General features: G+C 50.4%; 18 protein-coding genes and 1 tRNA gene. 9 read left to right on the plus strand and 10 right to left on the minus strand.

What is annotated here, in order from left to right; genetic code table 11:
* Positions 1–28 precede the first annotated feature (28 nt).
* From E2566_RS03230 to E2566_RS03240, 3 genes are all read left to right on the plus strand, one after another.
* Positions 29–1759, plus strand: coding sequence for a sulfatase family protein (locus E2566_RS03230; RefSeq protein ID WP_107170128.1), 1731 nt, complete (start codon positions 29–31; stop codon positions 1757–1759).
* A 71-nt stretch (positions 1760–1830) separates the two neighbouring features.
* On the plus strand, positions 1831–3054 hold the full coding sequence (locus E2566_RS03235; protein ID WP_107170127.1) for an anaerobic sulfatase maturase: 1224 nt from the start codon (positions 1831–1833) through the stop codon (positions 3052–3054).
* 60 nt (positions 3055–3114) lie between these two features.
* Positions 3115–4794, plus strand: a complete 1680-nt coding sequence (locus tag E2566_RS03240) for a sulfatase family protein (RefSeq protein WP_107170126.1) — start codon at positions 3115–3117, stop codon at positions 4792–4794.
* 57 nt (positions 4795–4851) lie between these two features.
* On the opposite strand, the gene E2566_RS03245 is transcribed toward E2566_RS03240, so the two are convergent.
* Positions 4852–6240, minus strand: coding sequence for a glycoside hydrolase family 1 protein (locus E2566_RS03245; RefSeq protein ID WP_107170125.1), 1389 nt, complete (start codon positions 6238–6240; stop codon positions 4852–4854).
* A gap of 299 nt (positions 6241–6539) precedes the next feature.
* Positions 6540–7304: a type 1 glutamine amidotransferase domain-containing protein gene (locus E2566_RS03250; protein ID WP_107170124.1), complete on the minus strand. Its 765-nt coding sequence runs from the start codon at positions 7302–7304 to the stop codon at positions 6540–6542.
* 178 nt (positions 7305–7482) lie between these two features.
* Here E2566_RS03250 and E2566_RS03255 point away from each other — a divergent pair, with 178 nt between their 5' ends.
* Positions 7483–8385 carry a LysR family transcriptional regulator gene (locus E2566_RS03255; RefSeq protein WP_107170123.1) on the plus strand — a complete coding sequence of 301 codons (903 nt, stop codon included), beginning with the start codon at positions 7483–7485 and terminating at the stop codon, positions 8383–8385.
* Positions 8386–8407: 22 nt separating this feature from the next.
* Here E2566_RS03255 and E2566_RS03260 read toward each other — a convergent pair whose 3' ends face one another.
* Positions 8408–8767, minus strand: coding sequence for a YebF family protein (locus tag E2566_RS03260; protein ID WP_107170122.1), 360 nt, complete (start codon positions 8765–8767; stop codon positions 8408–8410).
* Between the two features lie 75 nt (positions 8768–8842).
* A tRNA-Ile gene (locus E2566_RS03265) sits at positions 8843–8918 on the minus strand.
* Between the two features lie 140 nt (positions 8919–9058).
* On the opposite strand from E2566_RS03265, the gene mug reads away from it, so the two are divergent.
* A complete protein-coding gene (mug, locus tag E2566_RS03270) occupies positions 9059–9562 on the plus strand; it encodes a G/U mismatch-specific DNA glycosylase (protein WP_107170121.1) in 504 nt (167 codons plus the stop codon).
* 96 nt (positions 9563–9658) lie between these two features.
* Here the strand turns inward: mug and rpoD are convergent, their stop codons facing one another.
* From rpoD to rpsU, 3 genes are all read right to left on the minus strand, one after another.
* Complete coding sequence (gene rpoD, locus E2566_RS03275; protein ID WP_107170120.1) at positions 9659–11494, minus strand: RNA polymerase sigma factor RpoD; 1836 nt, start codon at positions 11492–11494, stop codon at positions 9659–9661.
* A gap of 154 nt (positions 11495–11648) precedes the next feature.
* Entirely contained in the window at positions 11649–13403 is a 1755-nt protein-coding gene (gene dnaG / locus E2566_RS03280; RefSeq protein WP_107170119.1) for a DNA primase, read from the minus strand.
* Positions 13404–13555: 152 nt separating this feature from the next.
* Positions 13556–13771 (minus strand): 30S ribosomal protein S21, encoded by a 216-nt coding sequence (rpsU, locus tag E2566_RS03285; RefSeq protein WP_001144069.1) that lies wholly within the window; start codon positions 13769–13771, stop codon positions 13556–13558.
* A gap of 227 nt (positions 13772–13998) precedes the next feature.
* Between rpsU and tsaD the strand changes: the two genes are divergently transcribed.
* Positions 13999–15012 (plus strand): tRNA (adenosine(37)-N6)-threonylcarbamoyltransferase complex transferase subunit TsaD, encoded by a 1014-nt coding sequence (tsaD, locus tag E2566_RS03290; protein ID WP_107170118.1) that lies wholly within the window; start codon positions 13999–14001, stop codon positions 15010–15012.
* A 68-nt stretch (positions 15013–15080) separates the two neighbouring features.
* Here tsaD and argR read toward each other — a convergent pair whose 3' ends face one another.
* Positions 15081–15551: a transcriptional regulator ArgR gene (gene argR, locus E2566_RS03295; RefSeq protein WP_012773258.1), complete on the minus strand. Its 471-nt coding sequence runs from the start codon at positions 15549–15551 to the stop codon at positions 15081–15083.
* Positions 15552–16020: 469 nt separating this feature from the next.
* Between argR and mdh the strand changes: the two genes are divergently transcribed.
* Positions 16021–16959: a malate dehydrogenase gene (gene mdh, locus E2566_RS03300; RefSeq protein ID WP_005971486.1), complete on the plus strand. Its 939-nt coding sequence runs from the start codon at positions 16021–16023 to the stop codon at positions 16957–16959.
* A 187-nt stretch (positions 16960–17146) separates the two neighbouring features.
* Here the strand turns inward: mdh and E2566_RS03305 are convergent, their stop codons facing one another.
* Positions 17147–17410 (minus strand): helix-turn-helix domain-containing protein, encoded by a 264-nt coding sequence (locus tag E2566_RS03305; protein ID WP_005971488.1) that lies wholly within the window; start codon positions 17408–17410, stop codon positions 17147–17149.
* A gap of 188 nt (positions 17411–17598) precedes the next feature.
* On the opposite strand from E2566_RS03305, the gene E2566_RS03310 reads away from it, so the two are divergent.
* Positions 17599–17985, plus strand: a complete 387-nt coding sequence (locus tag E2566_RS03310) for a DNA-binding protein (protein ID WP_107170117.1) — start codon at positions 17599–17601, stop codon at positions 17983–17985.
* 248 nt (positions 17986–18233) lie between these two features.
* Positions 18234–18608, plus strand: a complete 375-nt coding sequence (locus E2566_RS03315) for a DNA-binding protein (RefSeq protein WP_107170116.1) — start codon at positions 18234–18236, stop codon at positions 18606–18608.
* A gap of 79 nt (positions 18609–18687) precedes the next feature.
* On the opposite strand, the gene ispB is transcribed toward E2566_RS03315, so the two are convergent.
* On the minus strand, positions 18688–19659 hold the full coding sequence (gene ispB, locus E2566_RS03320; RefSeq protein WP_107170115.1) for an octaprenyl diphosphate synthase: 972 nt from the start codon (positions 19657–19659) through the stop codon (positions 18688–18690).
* Between the last annotated feature and the right edge of the window lie 230 nt (positions 19660–19889).

Below are 19889 nucleotides of genomic sequence, written 5' to 3' on the forward strand. Positions count from 1 at the left end.
GCGGATCAAGACGTCTGAGGAAACATAAATGATGAAGAAAACCCCTCTGGTGGCGGCCATGTTGGCCGCATTCTCGCTGTCCGGTCAGGCAATGAGTAGCGATTTTTCCGCCCAGATCGCCAGCCCGCGTCCGAACGTGGTGCTGATTGTCGCGGAGGACATGAACCCGCGTCTAGGCGCATACGGCGATACACAAGCGCGAACGCCGAATCTGGATGCGCTGGCAAAAGAGTCCGTTGTCTTTACGCAAGCTTTCACCATGGCGGGGGTATCCGCGCCGTCACGAGCAGGGCTGATTACTGGCGTATTTCAACATACCACTGGGTTGCAGCACATGCGCACGGCGACCCGACCCGCAGGCGGCTATCTGGGAGTGCCGCCTTCCTATGTGAAAGGCTATCCCGAACTGCTACGCCGCAGCGGTTATTTTACCTATAACGACACCAAGACGGATTACCAGTTTACCAAAGGGCATGCCGATGTCGGTCCTTTCACCCTGTGGACGCGCCATGGGGAATACAGCAGCATGGACGATCTGCATATTCAACTGGCCTGGCGTAATTACGATCTGAAGGGCAAGCCATTTTTCATGAATTTCAATCCCCAGATTACGCACGAGTCAGCGCTCTTTACGGCGGAAAACCACCCAGCGGGTCAGTCGCGCTTTGTTAAGCAGTGGGATACCTTCCGCCAGCAATACCGCTATACGCCAACGGACCCACAAAGCCTGAAACTGGAACCTTATCTGCGGGATACGCCGCAAACGCGGCAGGAACTGGCACAGCATTATGACAATATTCATATTATGGATATGCAGGTTGGTAAGCTGTTGGATGGGCTGAAAAAGGACGGGCTGTGGGATAACACCATCGTGATTTTTACGGCGGATAACGGTGATGGGATTCCGCGTCATAAGCGTGAGGGCTATGACTCCGGTACGCATGTCCCGCTGATCGTTCATATTCCAGAGAAATATCGTCCGGCAGGCTGGTCGACGGAGGGGAGCCAGAATGAACGGCTGGTATCGTTTGAGGATCTGGCACCGACCATTCTGGGGTTTGCCGACATCAAACAGCCTGATTATATGCGCGGCATCAGCCTGGCACAGGATTTTGCGCCGCCGCGCCAGTTTGTCTACGGCGTGCGCGGGCGGATGGATGAATATGATATGCGCGCCTATTTTGTTCGGGACCGTGACTATCAGTATGTCCGCAATGTGGCGACTACACCGGGGGGCATCGGTATCGCTTTCCGCAACGCGCTCGGGTCAATGAAAGATTTGAATGCGGCACATGATCAGCACCAACTGAGTGAGGATCAGCAAAGCTGGTTTGCCGATCGTCCGGCGGAAGAGCTTTACGATCTGCAACGCGATCCTTTGCAGTTGCATAATTTGGCGGCCGATCCTGCCCAACACACTGTACTGGTGCGGATGCGTGAGGAGATGGATCGCTGGCGAAATAGTGCGAACGATATGAATCTGATCGCGGAAGATCAGATGGTTGCCGATTTGCTGGATGAGCAGGGCAAGCAGCGTGCAACGCTGACGCCGGTGGCGCAGTGGGATGCGCTCAGCCACAAAATTTATCTGGCTAACCGCACGCAGGATGCGTCCATCGGCTATAGCTGGGATGGCAAAGAGTGGGAACTGTACACGGGGAGTATCACGCCGCTGAAGAGCGCATCGCAGCTGCAATTCAAAGCGATTCGCTATGGCTGGCAGGAAAGCCCGGTCGGTACGTTGCCCATTCAACCGTGAAAATGAGGGAATCCGTTCGCTTTCTCTGGGACGGAAATAGTGTGTTGTCGGTAAGGTAAATCGAGGTGCCAATGAGTCAATCCATTGCTAATTTTCAGTTGATGGCCAAGCCTTCAGGGTCTGTGTGCAATATCGATTGCTCATATTGTTTTTATCTTGAGAAGGAACACCTTTATCCCGAGCGGAAAAGCCGCTGGAAGATGGATGGCGATACGCTGGAAAACTATGTACGCAAGAACATCAGCAGCCAGCATGCACCTGTCGTCGATTTCCCATGGCAAGGCGGTGAACCGACGCTACTGGGCATCGATTTCTTCCGCGAAGCGGTGCGGTTGCAGAACCAATACCGTGGCACAAAGCAGATCAATAATTTCTTTCAGACCAATGGCACCAACATTGATGACGACTGGGCGCGTTTTTTAAAAGAACACCAGTTTCTGGTGGGGCTGTCGATTGACGGTGACCGTATCAGCAATGATGCACATCGTCTCACGCGGGCGGGGAAAAGCACCTTTGATGACGTGATGAAAGGGCTGGAGGCACTGAAGCGTCACAAGGTCGAGTTTAATACGCTGACGGTGGTGAATGCCGAAAACGTGCGACGTCCGCTGGATGTTTACCAGTTTCTCAAACGTATTGGCAGTCGCTATATGCAGTTTATTCCGCTGGTGGAGCGCCGTGCCGCCCAACCGGATGACAACGGACTGGTGCTGATTCAGCCGGACTTTTCGGGTCAGTGCAGCGTGACGGAGTGGTCAGTACCCGCAAAAGCCTATGGTCGCTTTCTGAATACGATTTTTGACTATTGGGTTCAACACGATCTGGGCAATGTGTTTGTCATGAACTTCGAGCAAACGCTGACCAAAATGACCGGACAGCTTAGTGCCTGCGTCATTAATGAAACCTGTGGCGGCAACCTGATTGTTGAAGCAAATGGTGACGTGTATTCCTGCGATCATTTTGTTTATCCCGAAAATAAGCTCGGCAATATTAATCAGGACGATCTGGTAGCGCTGGTGAATTCGCCACAAAACCTCGCCTTTGGTGAAAGCAAACAAAAAAACATCAGTAAAGATTGCCTTAACTGTGAAGTCAAAGCGGTTTGCCACGGCGGTTGCCCGAAGCATCGGTTTGATATTTCCAGCGATGGGCGGCCGAATAAAAATTATTTCTGTGATGGATTTAAAACCCACCTATTCCATGTTTTACCTCGTATGAATGCTCTGCTCTCTCAACTGGGACGTCAGGAATCGATGAAAAAAATAAGAAGGAATATAAAAGCAGAGTTCTATTAACAGATGCCGAATAGTCTCCATGTGCTCTGGGGAGGGATGGCATAAAAAAAAGGAACGGATATGAAAAGAAACAGACTCCTGGCTGCGATTACGCTGGCCTGTATGCAAGCGGCGGGGGCGCATACCGCAGCGGCGGCTTCCCCTTCAGCGACGGTGCAGTCGGCTGATGGAAAGCAACCTAACGTGGTTTACATCATTCTTGACGATCAGCGTTACGATGCGTTCGGCTTCCTGAATTCAGCTATTCACACGCCAAATATGGATAGCATCGCCAAAGAGGGGACGTATTTTAAGAATGCGTTCGTGACGACCTCGCTGTGCTCGCCCAGCCGTGCCAGTATTCTGACGGGGATGTACGTGCATAATCATGGGGTGTCGGATAACAATCCGTCCGACCTCTCTCATTTGAACTACTTCCCTGAGCTGCTGCGTGACAACGGCTACCAAACCGGTTTCTTTGGCAAATGGCACTTTGGTGGCGCAGATAAAACGGCCACAAAAGGCTTCGCCGGTTTCGATCGCTGGGTCGGGTTGCTGGGGCAAGGCAGCTATTATCCGATTGATAGCTACGGCAAGCCGACCATGCTCAATATCGATGGCAAGATGGTGCCGCAAAAAGGGTATATCACCGATGAGCTGACGGACTACGCCGTAGACTGGCTGAACACGCTCGATAAGAAAAAGCCGTTCATGATGTATCTGTCGCACAAAGGCGTGCACTCTGACTTCCTGCCCGCCAAGCGCCACCGTGGCAGCATGAAAGAGGTGACCTTCCCCGTACCGGATACCTATGCTGATACGCCGGAGAACTATGCTGGCAAGCCGATGTGGGTGAAGAACCAACGTAACAGCTGGCACGGCGTGGATTATCCCTATAACACGGATATGGATCTTCAGCAGTATCAACGTGATTACTATGAAACGCTGCGCTCGGTGGATGACAGTGTAGGGCGCGTGCGTGACTGGCTGCAAAAACAGGGGCTGGATAAGAACACCATCATCATGGTGATGGGGGATAACGGCTTTATGTTCGGCGAGCATGGGCTGATCGATAAGCGTAACGCTTATGAAGAATCGATTCGCGTGCCATTGATCGCCTCCGGGCCGGGCTTCGCCAAAGACAAGGTAGTGGAAGACATTGTCAGAAACATCGATGTTGCGCCAACTATCCTTGAAGCCGCAGGTGTCGACGCGCCGAAGCATTACGATGGGCAGAGCTTTTGGCGACTGGGGCTGGACGGCTATAACGTGCCGAAGCGGAAAGATTACTTCGTCTATGAATACTTCTGGGAATACAGCTTTCCGCAGACGCCAACCACGTTTGCGATCCGTACGCCGGAATACAAATACATCCAATACTACGGCGTCTGGGATAAAGAAGAACTGTACGACATGCAGAACGATCGGGAAGAGAAGCACAACCTGATCGATTCTACCGATGAGAAGATCGTCAATACCAAAATCGCGCTGCGCAAAAAGCTGTATGAAGAGCTGGGCGATCGGCAGGGGAAAAACGTGATCCCGTATAACCAACGTACTGGGCAAGGGCAGGTTTATCGCCATGAAGGTGCCGGTGAGCAGCTAGCCCCGTTCCCGCGTGAATGGCTGAAAGGGTACAACCACGAGGAGATTCTTGCCGGATTTATCCCCGATCAGGTTGGCAAAGAAGCGAAGGTAAAAGCCTCGAATGAAGCCGTGAAGAAGAGCGCGCCGCAGCTAAAAGAACTGATGGATAAGTAATCCACCGCAATAAACCAAACGGCGACGCGTTTGTGCGCCGTCTGGTTTTCTCGATAGCTACAACGATTCCCCGTTGCTGCCAATTACACTTTGATACCAGTAGAAGCTGTCTTTACGCCGACGTTCCAGCGTGCCTTTGCCTTCATCATCACGATCGACATGAATAAAGCCGTAGCGTTTTGACATCTGCGCCGTGCCTGCGCTGACCAGATCGATTGGCCCCCAACTGGTGTAGCCCAGCAATTCGACGCCATCATCGATAGCTTCACGTACCTGAATCAGATGGCGACGCAGATAATCAATGCGGTAGCTGTCGTGAATGCTGCCATCTTCTTCCACCACGTCACGCGCGCCTAATCCGTTTTCCACGATGAACAGTGGCTTCTGATAGCGGTCATACAGTTCGTTCAGCAGGAAACGCAGGCCTTCGGGGTCGATCTGCCAGCCCCATTCGGACGCCTCAAGGTGCGGGTTGGGAATCAGGCGGATGATGTTGCCGCGTGAAGACTGGTATTTTTCCGGCTCGAAGGTTGCACAGCCGCTCATGTAATAGCTGAATGAAACAAAGTCTACGGTGTGACTCAGATCGTCTTTGTCCTGTGCGGTAATGGTGAGTTCGACGTCATTTTCCCGGAAATAGCGCTGAATCCAAGCTGGATAGGTGCCGCGAACCTGAACATCACCGAAGAACAGCCATTCACGGTTCTTGTTCTGTGCTTCCAGTACATCTTTCGGGTGGCAGGTCATGGGGTAGCGTACCGCGCCCAGCAGCATGTTGCCGATTTTAGCATCCGGGATAATCTCGTGGCAGGCTTTTACCGCACGCGCGCTGGCAACCAGTTGGTGGTGGATTGCCTGATAAATATCCTGCTTCGAGGGTTCGCCGCTCAGCCCGATGCCCGTAAAGGGCGAGTGCAGCGCCATGTTGATTTCATTGAAGGTTAGCCAGTACTTCACCTTGTCATGGTAGCGGCTGAAAACGGTACGCGCATACTTCTCAAAATGGTCGATGACGGCACGATTTCCCCAGCCCCCCAGTTTTTTCACCAGACCGTACGGCATTTCATAATGCGACAGTGTAATCAGCGGCTGAATCTGATGTTTCGCCATTTCGTCAAATAGGCGATCGTAGAAGGCCAGACCGGCTTCACAAGGTTCCGCATCATCGCCTTCGGGGTAAATGCGGGTCCAGGCGATGGAGGTACGCAAGACCTTGAACCCCATTTCGGCAAACAGCTGGATATCCTGCGGATACTGATGATAAAAGTCGATTGCCCGATCTTTGATACAGCTAATGCTGTCATCGCGTTCCGTCACCGGGCCATGGACGCCTTTTAGCTGAAGATCGGAGGTTGACACACCTTTACCGTCTTCATTCCATGCCCCTTCAACCTGGTTTGCTGCGACTGAACCACCCCATAAAAATCCTTCGGGGAATGCTTTCATGGTATTTCTCCTTATCGTTTTCTACATCATTACGCTGCGCTGGCCTGTGGCTCTACGCTGTGAACCGCCGGATAACAGGCAAAAAAAAACTTGGGCAGAGGAGAGTATCACTACTCACTTCTGCCCAAGTCTCGCCCGCCATTGGCGGTAACGTCTTATTAGCTCACTATACAATCCTGAATCTCTGCGGCAATGCCCCTGTCTGGTTATGTGACTTCGGTCACGACATCTCTGTAGATGCCATGTGTTGTTGCCAGCGTTAGGTGTTTTACCACCTAACGCAACTTATGATGTGGTGATTATGCTTTCGCTTTCAGCGCGCTGACGACAGCTTCACCGAGTGCTTTAGCGGATGCTGGGTTTTGGCCGGTGATCAGTCGTCCGTCAACGACGACTTTATTTTCAAAGATTGGCGCTTCTTCGAACGTTGCGCCATCCTTTTTCAGCGCGGCTTCAAGTTCAAAAGGCACAATCTTATCGTAATGGCGGAACGCCTCTTCTTCTGCGGTAAATCCAGTAAGGTGACGCCCTTTAATTAACAACTCGCCATTGCTGAGTTTCACATTCAACAGGCCAGCTGGACCGTGGCAGACTGCGCTGATGATCTTATTGTTCTCATACATCGTACGTACAATGTTGATCAACTGAGGATTGTTGGCGAAATCCCACATTGGCCCGTGTCCGCCGACGAGCAGGATCGCGGTGTACTTAGCAGGATCAACCTTGGCTAGTGGGATTGAATTGGCCAGTTTGTTGCGGTGTTCTGGGTTAGTCCAAAAATCCAGACTCGCCCGATCTTTGAGATCGAACCCGTCGAAGGGCGGTAATCCTCCTTTGGGGCTGGCAATATCGTAATCCAGCCCTGCTTTATCGAAGACTTCGACCGGATGAGTCAGTTCTGGAAACCAGAAACCGCCAACAAGTTCTGGCGTCTTTTTATCCAGGCTGGAGACGACAATTAATACTTTCTCTTCTTTCTGATTGTCCTGGGCAAAAACAGGGGAGGCTGCGGCAAACACAGCAATCGCGGCGATAAGACCCGTACAACGCTTTATTATTGACATAGCAAATTCCTTCAGCAGGTGGTGTTTGCCGACTATATCTGGGATAACTGATTGAAAATAGGTGGTAAAAACGGAATGCGTTGTTTAAAAAATCGATGTAATGCTGTTGTATTAGCGTGATAAATTGTCATAAATTGGGTTTGATAATCCCTGTATTGCATGACGATAAGGAACCCTGATGGGGCAATCCGACAGTTTTGATGGACTTGCAGAATTTCTGGCGATAGCGAAGCGATTGAGCATTCGCAAAGCGGCGATCGATCTGGGCAAGACGCCGGGTTCGGTGAGCTTGTCGCTCCAGCGACTGGAGCATCGCCTCGGCGTGCTACTTTTCCACCGCACGACGCGCAAGATGGCACTGACAGAAGCAGGAGAAGACCTGTTACTGAGAATTGGCCCCGCGGCACAGGCCATCGCGGCAGGTTTTGAAGATGTCGCGCAATCGGCAAAAAAGCCATCGGGGACGTTGAAGCTGATTGTTGAACGCTTAGCATTACCCCATGTCATCGAACCGCTCATCCCTGCATTTCGTCAGGCGTGGCCGAATTTGAATGTCGATATCACGGTGAGCAACCGTCACGATAATTTCGTCTCTGAAGGCTATGATGCTGGCATCATGATCGGTTCGTACATCGAACAGGATATGATTGCGATACGACTTTCGCCGCCCTTTAAGTGGGCAGTTTTTGGTTCGCCGGACTATTTCAAAACGCATGGAAAGCCGAAAGTCACAAACGATCTGGTACATCACGAATGCATTCGCTTTCGCCGCCCTGAAAAAGGAGATATTTATCGGTGGGAGTTTATCGAAAATAAAGAAAGTGTGAGGCTTGAACCAACGGGTTCGGTCACCGTTAACGATGGGGAACTGATGCGCAGCCTTGCGGTGAGGGGAGTCGGACTGATTTACTCATCCACTTTCCATACCTCACGCGAACTGGCAGACGGCACGCTGGAAGCGGCGTTACTCGATCTCTCGCCGGGAAACGATGGCCTCTTTCTTTATTTCTCAAAAGCCGCGAGGAACCAACCCAAACTGCGTGCGTTTATCGACGTATGTTCGCAGGTTGTTAAGACGTGAATGCGTGGGATGAATTCATTCTTTAGTCTTTCGAAGCATACTCAACTGAACCTGTTTTACATTCGTACATGGCAAACAGCGAGTGTGTTTTCTGTGGGCCGGAGACGGTGAATGCTAGGAGGTAAACCTCTGGATCGGATAACGTGGGTGAAGCGGTTTTAGCAAAAGTAATCGCGGGTGTCGCGGTACCGAGGTTTTCGGGTTTTAATTTAGCCCAGCGGGGAATACGGTGTGTCAGGAGGTCGTGCTGCACATAGTCGACGGCTTGCTCATACGTCACCTCCAGGCAGGATGGGCCGCTATGCTTGAGGTAATAATTGTAGCCCGCTAAGACGATGGCCGCTGTCATAACGCAACCAGCCGTTTTGGTTTTCCATCCCATCCCGCTTCTTCCTGATAAACATAAACCGACGCCCAAAAATAAAGGAGCAGCGCTATTAACGCAACTCCTTGAATTTGGTGGCCCCTGCTGGACTTGAACCAGCGACCAAGCGATTATGAGTCGCCTGCTCTAACCACTGAGCTAAGGGGCCGAATGGGCGGTGATTATACGGTAATGTGTGGGGAAAGGTCTATAGCCGATCTACCGGGTGGTGATTTTATACTCAAGATAGCTTGTTGTTATTCTTATCAGAATTTACGATAGGCGCAGTCAACGGCAGTAGGGAAAGACATGATTACCGATATTCTGGCAACGAATCTTCAGGTTGTTTTTTGTGGCATTAACCCTGGGCTGTCGACGGCTCATCACGGTTACCACTTTGCTAATCCCAGTAATCGCTTCTGGAAGGTGATTCATCAGGCGGGCTTTACCGAACGTTTGCTGACACCTGCGGAAGAACAGCATCTGCTAGATACCGGATGCGGCATCACCATGCTGGTGGATCGCCCAACGGTTGAGGCAACCGAGCTGGGGCTAGATGAATTGCTGCAAGGCGGAAATGCGATTGTTGAGAAGATCGAGCGTTATCAACCGCGTGCGCTGGCCGTGTTGGGGAAGCAGGCGTTCAGTCAGGCGTTTGGTATCAAAAAAGTTTCATGGGGGCGTCAGGAGCGGCGTATCGGTGAGACGCAGGTTTGGGTGTTGCCGAACCCTAGCGGGCTGAATCGTGCGACGTTAGAGTCGCTGGTGGCGTCGTATCAGGAGCTACATCAGGCATTGCAGGATAACGTATAATCGTATGCTGAGTATTCTGACAGGTAAAAAATAACCCCGGCGAACCGGGGTTATGTAGAGATAACGTTATTGAGCGTGGATTAGCCGAGGAATGAATTAATCATCCAGGAAGCTACGCAGCACTTCAGAACGGCTTGGGTGACGCAGTTTACGCAGCGCTTTCGCTTCGATCTGACGGATACGCTCACGCGTAACATCAAACTGTTTGCCGACTTCTTCCAGCGTATGGTCGGTGTTCATATCGATACCGAAACGCATGCGCAGGACTTTCGCTTCACGTGCAGTCAAGCCAGCCAGTACGTCGTGTGTCGCCGAACGCAGGCTTTCCGATGTAGCGGAATCCAGCGGCAGCTCCAGCGTCGTATCTTCGATGAAATCGCCCAGATGTGAATCTTCATCATCACCAATCGGGGTTTCCATTGAAATCGGCTCTTTCGCGATTTTCAGCACTTTACGGATCTTGTCTTCCGGCATCAGCATACGTTCAGCCAGCTCTTCCGGCGTCGGTTCACGACCCATTTCCTGCAACATCTGACGAGAGATACGGTTCAGCTTGTTGATCGTCTCAATCATGTGTACCGGAATACGGATAGTACGCGCCTGATCGGCGATAGAACGAGTAATCGCCTGACGAATCCACCAGGTTGCATAGGTCGAGAATTTGTAACCACGGCGATATTCGAACTTATCTACCGCTTTCATCAGACCGATGTTGCCTTCCTGAATCAGGTCGAGGAACTGCAAACCACGGTTGGTGTATTTCTTCGCGATAGAAATAACCAGACGCAGGTTGGCTTCCACCATTTCTTTCTTGGCGCGGCGTGCTTTTGCTTCGCCAATCGACATACGGCGGTTGATGTCTTTAACCTGCTCGATCGTCAGACCGGTTTCTTCTTCGATCTGCTGCAATTTTTGCAGGCTGCGGGTGACATCTTCTTCAACATCATTCAGCTTTTCAGACCAAGGTTTGCCCATTGCGACTGCTGCGGCAAACCAGGTGTTATTGGTTTCATTGCCGGTGAACATGGTGACGAAGTTTTTCTTCGGCATTTTGCACTGTTCAACGCACAGTTTGATGATCAAACGTTCCTGAGTACGGACGCGATCCATCATGGAACGCATGCTGTTAACCAGGAAATCGAACTGTTTCGGCACCAGACGGAACTGTTTGAACACTTCAGACAGGTTCAGGATTTCCTGTGCTGCCAGCGCATGACTGCGGCCGTGTTCTTTGATTACCTGACGGGTCGTCTCGTATTGCTCACGCAGTTCGGTGAACTTTTCACGCGCCAGTTCAGGATCGATACTGTTGTCGTCTTCTTCTTCCTCGTCGTCTTCTTCCTCGTCGTCATCGTCCATTTCTTCGCTCGAAAGCTCAGAACCAACGTGAGTCGCGGTAGGGGCGATGTCCTCTTCCGCATTAGGATCAACGAAGCCGGTGATCAGATCGGACAGACGGCTTTCGCCCGCTTCGACGCGATCGTATTGTTCTAACAGGTAGGTAATAGCCTCAGGATACTCGGCAACAGAGCACTGAACCTGGTTGATACCATCTTCAATACGTTTGGCGATATCGATCTCGCCTTCACGTGTTAACAGTTCAACGGTACCCATTTCACGCATGTACATGCGAACCGGATCGGTAGTACGGCCAATTTCCGATTCAACACTGGATAGAACCTGCGCAGCAGCCTCTGCCGCATCTTCATCGGCATCATTGGTGTTTTCGGCCAGCAACAGATCGTCAGCATCCGGTGCTTCTTCCATCACCTGGATGCCCATGTCGTTAATCATCTGGATGATATCTTCGATCTGATCCGAGTCGATGATATCTTCCGGCAGATGGTCATTGACCTCAGCATAGGTCAGGTAGCCTTGCTCCTTACCACGGGTGACAAGCAGCTTCAGCTGTGACTGCGGGTTTTGCTCCATAAGACGGTATCCACACTTCAGAGTATTTGGGTTGGTGTCGGTCAGCGTAGTTCGCTAACAATAGCATTAGGGGTATTTTTATTATCGCCGCAGCCCCTGTAGCGGCTCTTTGCAGGGCTCGACCCTGCTATTTATCGGCAATTAAGCCTCTGTATCAGTGTTTTCTGGTCAACGCCAGTTGCAACGACCAAAGCTCTTTTTTTTCTTTGGCGTTGAGCCCATGCGTTCTGTCACGGGCTATCAATGTTTCTTGTCGCTGTTTCAACAGCTGATCGTAGAGCTCTGCCAGACTGATTCTGAACTTCTCGTCGAGCTCTTCCTCTACGATCATATGGTTCCATGAAGCCATGGTTTCAAGCTGTTTACGGTATTTGCTGTCGCGATATTTTTCCAACAGCAGGCCCATATTCATTCCTGGGCTGGCGTTGCAGGTTTTCACCAAATCCTGAAACAGCGATAAACCAGCCACTTTGTCTTCTTCAATGCCTTCCAGCGCGAGGTCAGGAACCTCTGTCGCCAGTCTTGGGTTTTGTACTAAAAGTCCTACAAGTATACGCATAGTTGTGACTTTTAGTTGCGGTGGCTGGTAGGATTGAGTCTGCTCAGCCACTTTGGGTAGCAGTCTGTCCAATTGGCTGTCGTCCAAAATCCCTAGTTTGTTACCGAGCTGCTGGCGTAAATACAGCCGCAGAGTTTCTCCCGGTACCTGGCCTATCAGCGGCAGCACCAGCGTGCTGAGCTTGGTTCTGCCATCGGGTGAACTCATATCCACCTGCTGTTGCAGTGTCTCGAACAGGAACTGCGACAGTGGCAGAGCCTGTTCCATGCGCTGTTCAAAGACGGCCTTGCCTTCTTTACGCACCAGTGTATCGGGGTCTTCACCGTCCGGCAGGAACATAAAGCGTAGCTGACGACCATCGTTCAAATAGGGTAGCGCAGTTTCCAGCGCGCGCCATGCCGCTTCGCGTCCGGCACGGTCTCCGTCGTAACAACACACCACCTGGTCTGTAGCACGAAATAGTAACTGAATATGATCGGCGGTCGTGGACGTCCCCAACGAGGCCACCGCATAATCAATACCAAACTGCGCCAGTGCCACCACATCCATATAGCCCTCAACAACCAAGAGTCGCTTGAGATCGGTGTGGCTCTGCTGCGCTTCATACAGGCCGTATAATTGGCGACCTTTATGAAAAATCTCTGTTTCCGGCGAGTTGAGATACTTTGGTGTACCGTCGCCTAATACCCGTCCGCCAAAGGCAATCACTCGACCCCGTTTGTCGCGGATAGGGAACATGACGCGCTCACGGAAACGGTCATACGTTCTGCCCTGATCGTTAGTCACCAGCATGCCGGCATCGTTCAATGTGCTACGGTTGTCATTATTTCGACCAAAGCGTTTTAGAACGTTATCCCAACCGGGCGGTGCGAAGCCAATTGCAAAATGGCTGATGACATCTGCGCTTAAGCCGCGCTGTTGCAGGTACTGTAACGCTGGCGTACCAACCGACTGTGTGAGCGCTTGCTGGTAAAACCCGCTCAGCTGCCCCATCAATTCGTACAGACTTTGCCGTTGGTGTCGCTCTAACTGAGTTGGGCCAGTGCCCGTTTCATAAGGCACTTCGAGGCCGTATTGGGTGGCCAGTTCTTCAATAGTTTCAACGAATTCGAGGCGATCGTAATTCATCAAAAAGTCAATGGCGTTGCCATGTGCGCCACAACCAAAACAGTGATAGAACTGTTTGTCACCATTTACGGTGAATGAGGGGGTTTTTTCGTGATGGAATGGACAACACGCATGGTAGTTTTTGCCCTGCTTTTTCAGTTTGACGCGCGCGTCAATGAGATCGACGATGTCGGTGCGAGCCAGCAGGTCATTAATAAATACGCGTGGGATTCGTCCAGCCATAAGCCCCTGGTGTATACCTTCTGTAACGTGGTTACATCGGATATAGCTTATAAACGACAACAAGCCGCGCTTCCTTTCGGAAAGCACGGCCTTCGTATGCAACTGCTAAGTCTGCGGATTAATCACGCGTAGGAGGGAAGCCCTCCTGAAAATTAATACAGACGAGTGCGGCGTGCGTTTTCTCGAGCCAATTTCTTCGCGTGACGTTTCACTGCAGAAGCTTTAGCGCGCTTACGTTCGGTCGTTGGTTTTTCATAAAACTCACGACGACGAACTTCAGCCAGAACGCCTGCTTTTTCACAGGAACGTTTGAAGCGACGCAGAGCTACGTCGAACGGCTCGTTTTCACGTACTTTAATTACCGGCATGTGCCTCTCACCTCAATAAATTCGGTTTGCCGCTGGCCTTGTGCCAGCCTTTTCAAAATGGTGCGGAATTCTACTGCAAACGTGACGCCTTTGTAAAGCATTGCGGTGATCATAAAACGCGCAACCAAGGCCAGCGCAGAAATCAGGCCGCTTATGGTAGACTATCCACAGTTTGAAGCAAGTGGCATTTAACGCGTGCTTGTATCGTCATCAAGGTAGGAACAGTAATGCGCGTATTGGGTATCGAAACATCCTGTGATGAAACTGGTGTGGCCATTTATGACACAACAACTGGTTTGCTCGCTAATCAATTATACAGCCAGGTCAAGTTGCATGCTGACTACGGTGGCGTAGTGCCTGAGCTTGCCTCACGTGACCACGTGCGTAAAACGGTGCCGTTAATTCAGGCAGCCTTGCGTGAAGCCGGGTTACAGGCCGGTGATATTGATGGCGTGGCTTATACCGCCGGGCCTGGCTTAGTTGGCGCATTATTGGTGGGCGCGACGGTTGGTCGTGCTCTTGCCTTCGCTTGGGGCGTTCCGGCGATTCCTGTGCACCACATGGAAGGGCATTTGCTGGCACCCATGTTGGAAGATAACCCTCCAGCATTTCCCTTCGTCGCGTTGCTGGTTTCTGGCGGTCATACGCAGCTCATCAGCGTGACGGGTATTGGCGAATACCGTTTGCTGGGTGAATCGGTTGACGATGCTGCGGGTGAAGCGTTTGATAAAACCGCCAAATTACTGGGATTGGATTATCCGGGGGGGCCAATGCTGTCGAAAATGGCGCAGGCGGGCGATCCCCATCGCTTTACGTTTCCACGTCCGATGACTGATAGGCCGGGGTTGGATTTTAGCTTCTCTGGGCTAAAAACGTTTGCTGCTAATACGATTCGTAGCAATGGTGATGACGATCAAACGCGTGCCGACATTGCACGTGCGTTTGAAGATGCCGTCGTGGATACGCTGGCCATCAAATGTCGTCGTGCGCTGGATGAAACGGGCTTTAAACGACTGGTCATGGCAGGAGGCGTCAGTGCAAATCGGACGCTGCGCCAGCGTCTAGGTGAGGTGATGGCGAAACGCGGTGGTGAAGTGTTTTATGCGCGTCCCGAGTTTTGCACGGATAACGGCGCGATGATTGCCTATGCGGGCAGCGTTCGCCTAGTTCACGGCGCTAGCCAGACGCTTGGCGTCTCTGTTCGACCACGCTGGCCATTGGCTGAATTACCCGCGGTGTGAGCGTTCGGGCGATAATCACTACGTGTAGCAGGCCTACACGTAGTAAAAAGTGGCACCAGACGAGCGGATTACAGCTCTTGTTCGAATAACACCAGAATTGCTTCGTAAAGTTGTTTGACGCTGAAGCCTCTGGCTGGCGTGGTGAAGATGGTGTCATCACCCGCGATGGTGCCAAGAATACCTTCAGATTTCCCAAGTGAATCTAGCAGGCGGGCGATGAGCTGCGCGGCTCCTGGGCTGGTATGGATCACGATGACAGCGTCGTTGTAGTCCACGTCCAACACCAGGTTCTTTAGCGGGCTGGACGTAGTAGGGACACCGAGCTCGGCTGGAAGACAATACACCATCTCCATTTTTGCATTGCGCGTGCGCACTGCGCCAAATTTCGTTAGCATGCGCGACACTTTGGATTGGTTGATGTTTTCAAATCCTTCATCTTGCAATGCCTGAACAATTTCACTTTGTGAACTGAACTTCTCTTCCTTTAACAGCGCTTTGAACGCTTTAACGAGGTCTTCTTGTTTTGTCGAATTTCGCATTCTGCACCGGATTAATTGTTATGGTTAATCTTTCTATTATGCAGTTGTGTGAATTTTTATGCAATTAAATTGCGTATAATTCCAGTCGATTTCCCCAGATATGCGCTAGTTGCTGTTTTCAAAAAAATTGAGCCTCCCGGTAGTCCGAAAAATGCGTCCTTCGTCACATAAAAGTAAATCAAATGTTATCAGAATGATGTTGTTTGGACGCCATTGATCGGTGTAATGTAGCGCACTGGTTAAACGCACGTGAATGAATACCACGTTATAGCTCAATAACTTATTAACTTTACTTACCTTTCAAACGAATGGCTGTTTTTGATTTATTATTAGAGACATAGCGTATCTTTATCTCTCATGTTATTTGCAGAAAGATAAGTAGACTAATTTTATCTGTATTTTTTACATTCTGTTTATAACCAAATGAATTCACGGCACTTTTTTATTTTACGATAATAAGGAGTTTAGGATGAAAGTTGCAGTTCTCGGAGCAGCAGGTGGTATCGGTCAGGCACTCGCACTCCTCCTCAAAACCCAGCTTCCTTCAGGTTCAGAACTATCCCTTTACGATATTGCTCCGGTAACACCGGGTGTTGCTGTCGATCTGAGCCATATTCCTACAGCAGTGAAGATCAAAGGCTATAGCGGTGAAGACGCTAAACCGGCACTTGCCGGTGCGGATATTGTGCTGATTTCTGCCGGTGTGGCACGCAAACCTGGTATGGATCGTTCCGATCTGTTCAACGTCAACGCAGGTATTGTGCGTAACTTGGTTGAACAAATTGCAGTTACCTGCCCGAAAGCCTGCATCGGTATCATTACTAACCCGGTGAACACGACCGTCGCTATCGCGGCCGAAGTGCTGAAAAAAGCCGGCGTGTATGACAAAAACAAACTGTTCGGTGTAACCACGCTGGATATCATCCGTTCCAACACGTTTGTTGCCGAGTTGAAAGGCAAACAGCCGCAGGATATTAACGTGCCAGTTATCGGCGGACACTCTGGTGTGACGATTCTGCCTCTGCTCTCTCAGGTTCCTGGTATCAGCTTCAGTGAGCAAGAAGTGGCCGATCTGACCAAGCGTATCCAGAATGCGGGCACCGAGGTTGTTGAAGCCAAAGCAGGTGGCGGATCGGCAACGTTGTCTATGGGGCAGGCTGCTGCGCGTTTTGGTTTGTCTCTGGTTCGTGCGCTGCAAGGCGAAAGCGGTGTGGTGGAATGTGCGTATGTTGAGAGTGATGGCAAGCATGCCCGCTTCTTCGCTCAGCCGATTCTGTTAGGTAAAGATGGCGTCGCCGAGCGTAAAGACATTGGCGCATTAAGTGCGTTTGAGCAAAATGCACTGAACAGCATGCTGGATACGCTGAAGCAGGATATTGAGCTAGGCGAGACGTTCATCAAAAATTAATTACCCGTCATACTTCAAGCTGCATGTGCGTTGGCTTTCCTCGCTCGCCCCAGTCACTTACTTATGTAAGCTCCTGGGGACTCTCTGCGTCGCCGCCTTCCTGCAACTCGAATTATTTAGGGTATTATTGAATGTTAATAATACGCAGAATAAAAAGCCGGAGATGTCGATCTCCGGCTTTTCTTTTTTAATCGGGGCGGATGAGTTTTTTTCTATCGATAAGCTCATTGGTTTCTGGATTGTAATATCGGCTGGGCCAAATCTCTGATGGGTGAATACTTAGCGCATCGGCGATAAGCCATTCCCCTTTGGGCCAAGGGCGTGATAACGCGTTAGCTAGTGTAGATGAGCTTAATCCGGCCGCTCGCGATACTGCCGCCAGCGTCGTATTTTTCTTGCGCAGTGCAGCAATGATATCAGCAGGATGCCAGTCTTGTTTCCTTAAAATCATAATCCTTCCCTTATTTGCTATAAGACGACTGTAGATTAGTGGTATAAATAACGGATGTTAGTTATATGCCGAGCTAACATGACATTATTATTTGGAAATAATATAGCATTAATTTTCCTTAAAATTCTCAATTAATTTCCAAAATAAATGCGTTTTTGTTAGGGATGGCACTATCAGGATGAAAGGCAATGAAAAAAGAGTGGTTTGCTACCAGCGAATTGGTTGGAGTCGGCGGCCTTCCGAAATCAAGACAAGGATTGAATAAGCGCGCCCGCGAAGATGGATGGGAGAAACGTCGCCGTAAAGGCGTCCAGGGAAGGGGAGTGGAGTACTCAATTAACAGCTTGCCGGAGACGGTAAGAAAGTCCCTATTACTCGAAATCGAGCCTTCCGCCTACTCGGCGAGACAGCCTGCGGCACTGGCCGTATGGATGCAGATCTATCAGCAACTATCTGAAAAAGAAAGAGATGAATTAATTGCTTATATCCTACGGGTCGGGGTGTCTACTACGCTGAGCCAGTTGGGTATTAGGCCATTAGATGGGGACGTTGTCTCATCTATAGAGATTGACTGAATTACCACTAATACGTGCTCTGATCGCTAATCCTAGCGATAGAGAAGAGTCTGGGTTGTCTTTTGTTTTGTCGCATTGTTCTGGCCGCTATGTTGTGGCATTGCGCTGGATTTAATCATTTCTTCTATTACTTAGGTGTGTCGATAACGCGTAAAAGTTAGCGGTTTAGGTAATTATAGTCTATTATATGGAAACTTTTGGGCGAGTTGACGTAATGCCTGTTCAAAACAAACAAGGGAGTGACGAGTATGGACAAAGAATGGTTTGCAACAAGTGAGCTGGTCGGCGTAGGTGGATTGCCTAAGTCACCGCAGGGGCTGAACAAACGAGCACGAGACGACGGTTGGGAAAAGCGCCGACGGAAAGGGGTTCAAGGGCGTGGCGTCGAATACTCTATTCGCAGTTTGCCGAATGAAGTCAGAAACTCTTTACTGGTGAAAGAGAATCCGCCAACAGAATATTATCGTATCGATAATGAGCCGACCCTGCTGTCATCATGGGTGCATATTTTCCATCAGCTATCCGTTGATGAACGTGCCCAACTGATTAATTTCATCTTGCGTGAAGGCACAATAGCAATGTTGTCTCGATTGGATGATGCCACCATCGATCAAACTGCCTAATTTGTTGAGCGAGTAGCGCTGCAAGGCAGCGCTACTTAGACTGAATCAATATTTTTGCCAGGAAAAATCTAACACCACGTTAGAAATCGCGCTGTACGGCTAAGTGGGCAAGTCCTTCAAGTGCCACACGGTACGGCGTGTCTGGTAGTAACTGTAGCGCACTGATCGCCTTATCCGCCTCTTCTTCCGCACGCTGGCGCGTATAATCGAGTGAACCGCATTGCTGCATTGCAGCCAGAACCGGTTCCAGCAGATGGCGCCCGTTTCCTTCTTCAATCGCAGTGCGAATCAGCGAGCTCTGTTCTGCATTCCCATTACGCATGGCGTGCAGCAACGGCAGCGTTGGTTTGCCTTCATTAAGGTCATCGCCTGTGTTTTTGCCCAGCGTTTTGCCGTCTGCACTGTAATCTAGCAAATCGTCAATTAATTGGAATGCAGTGCCTAGATAGCGACCGTAGTCCTGAAGTGCTTTTTCTTGCTCTGGCGTCGCGCCTGCAAGGATAGAGGATGACTGCGCTGCGGCTTCAAATAAACGTGCCGTTTTGCTGTAAATGACGCGCATGTAACTCTCTTCCGTGATATCCGGGTCGTTGCAATTCATTAACTGCAAGACTTCCCCTTCAGCAATCACGTTTACCGCTTCTGACATCAGCGCCAGCACACGTAACGATTCAAGGCTGGTCATCATCTGGAAGGCGCGGGTATAGATAAAATCTCCAACCAGCACGCTTGCCGCGTTGCCAAAGGCAGCATTGGCCGTTGCTTTACCCCGGCGCATGTCGGATTCGTCTACCACGTCATCATGCAGCAGCGTTGCGGTATGAATAAATTCGATCAGTGCGGCGACAGTGACATGTTTATCCCCGTCATAGGCAAGGGCTCTGGCTGCAAGCACGGCGATCATCGGACGTATCCGTTTTCCACCACCGCTGATGATGTAATGCCCAAGCTGGTTGATCAAAACGACGTCGGAATTCAGTTGTTCAAGAATGACTTTGTTAACAGCCGCCATATCCTGCGCGGTTAATGTTGTAATTTGTTCTAGATTCATGGTTTATGCCAACGTATGTCTTCAACACTGCCGTAAGATTGCTGTTGCATATCGGCAAGATGGAACTTATTAAGCAGATTGTACTTGAAAAATGAGAGAGATAAACGGCAGTTCATACGTTGTATTCTTTTTCTTCACATCCGTTGATTATGCACTTGTCATCCTCAGTATTTTTGCGTAGAATTCGCGCCCTATTATGAATATTTATAGCGCGCTCTGAAACCTATTAA

It is taken from the genome of Pectobacterium punjabense (genome assembly GCF_012427845.1).
In the GTDB taxonomy this organism is placed as follows: Bacteria; Pseudomonadota; Gammaproteobacteria; order Enterobacterales; family Enterobacteriaceae; genus Pectobacterium; species Pectobacterium punjabense.

What these genes read in the sequence shown, in the direction of transcription:
- E2566_RS03230 (WP_107170128.1), top strand. Translation starts at nt 29, where the DNA reads ATGATGAAGAAAACCCCTCTGGTGGCGGCCATGTTGGCCGCATTCTCG.
- E2566_RS03235 (WP_107170127.1), top strand. Translation starts at nt 1,831, where the DNA reads ATGAGTCAATCCATTGCTAATTTTCAGTTGATGGCCAAGCCTTCAGGG.
- E2566_RS03240 (WP_107170126.1), top strand. Translation starts at nt 3,115, where the DNA reads ATGAAAAGAAACAGACTCCTGGCTGCGATTACGCTGGCCTGTATGCAA.
- E2566_RS03245 (WP_107170125.1), bottom strand. Translation starts at nt 6,240, where the DNA reads ATGAAAGCATTCCCCGAAGGATTTTTATGGGGTGGTTCAGTCGCAGCA.
- E2566_RS03250 (WP_107170124.1), bottom strand. Translation starts at nt 7,304, where the DNA reads ATGTCAATAATAAAGCGTTGTACGGGTCTTATCGCCGCGATTGCTGTG.
- E2566_RS03255 (WP_107170123.1), top strand. Translation starts at nt 7,483, where the DNA reads ATGGGGCAATCCGACAGTTTTGATGGACTTGCAGAATTTCTGGCGATA.
- E2566_RS03260 (WP_107170122.1), bottom strand. Translation starts at nt 8,767, where the DNA reads ATGGGATGGAAAACCAAAACGGCTGGTTGCGTTATGACAGCGGCCATC.
- mug (WP_107170121.1), top strand. Translation starts at nt 9,059, where the DNA reads ATGATTACCGATATTCTGGCAACGAATCTTCAGGTTGTTTTTTGTGGC.
- rpoD (WP_107170120.1), bottom strand. Translation starts at nt 11,494, where the DNA reads ATGGAGCAAAACCCGCAGTCACAGCTGAAGCTGCTTGTCACCCGTGGT.
- dnaG (WP_107170119.1), bottom strand. Translation starts at nt 13,403, where the DNA reads ATGGCTGGACGAATCCCACGCGTATTTATTAATGACCTGCTGGCTCGC.
- rpsU (WP_001144069.1), bottom strand. Translation starts at nt 13,771, where the DNA reads ATGCCGGTAATTAAAGTACGTGAAAACGAGCCGTTCGACGTAGCTCTG.
- tsaD (WP_107170118.1), top strand. Translation starts at nt 13,999, where the DNA reads ATGCGCGTATTGGGTATCGAAACATCCTGTGATGAAACTGGTGTGGCC.
- argR (WP_012773258.1), bottom strand. Translation starts at nt 15,551, where the DNA reads ATGCGAAATTCGACAAAACAAGAAGACCTCGTTAAAGCGTTCAAAGCG.
- mdh (WP_005971486.1), top strand. Translation starts at nt 16,021, where the DNA reads ATGAAAGTTGCAGTTCTCGGAGCAGCAGGTGGTATCGGTCAGGCACTC.
- E2566_RS03305 (WP_005971488.1), bottom strand. Translation starts at nt 17,410, where the DNA reads ATGATTTTAAGGAAACAAGACTGGCATCCTGCTGATATCATTGCTGCA.
- E2566_RS03310 (WP_107170117.1), top strand. Translation starts at nt 17,599, where the DNA reads ATGAAAAAAGAGTGGTTTGCTACCAGCGAATTGGTTGGAGTCGGCGGC.
- E2566_RS03315 (WP_107170116.1), top strand. Translation starts at nt 18,234, where the DNA reads ATGGACAAAGAATGGTTTGCAACAAGTGAGCTGGTCGGCGTAGGTGGA.
- ispB (WP_107170115.1), bottom strand. Translation starts at nt 19,659, where the DNA reads ATGAATCTAGAACAAATTACAACATTAACCGCGCAGGATATGGCGGCT.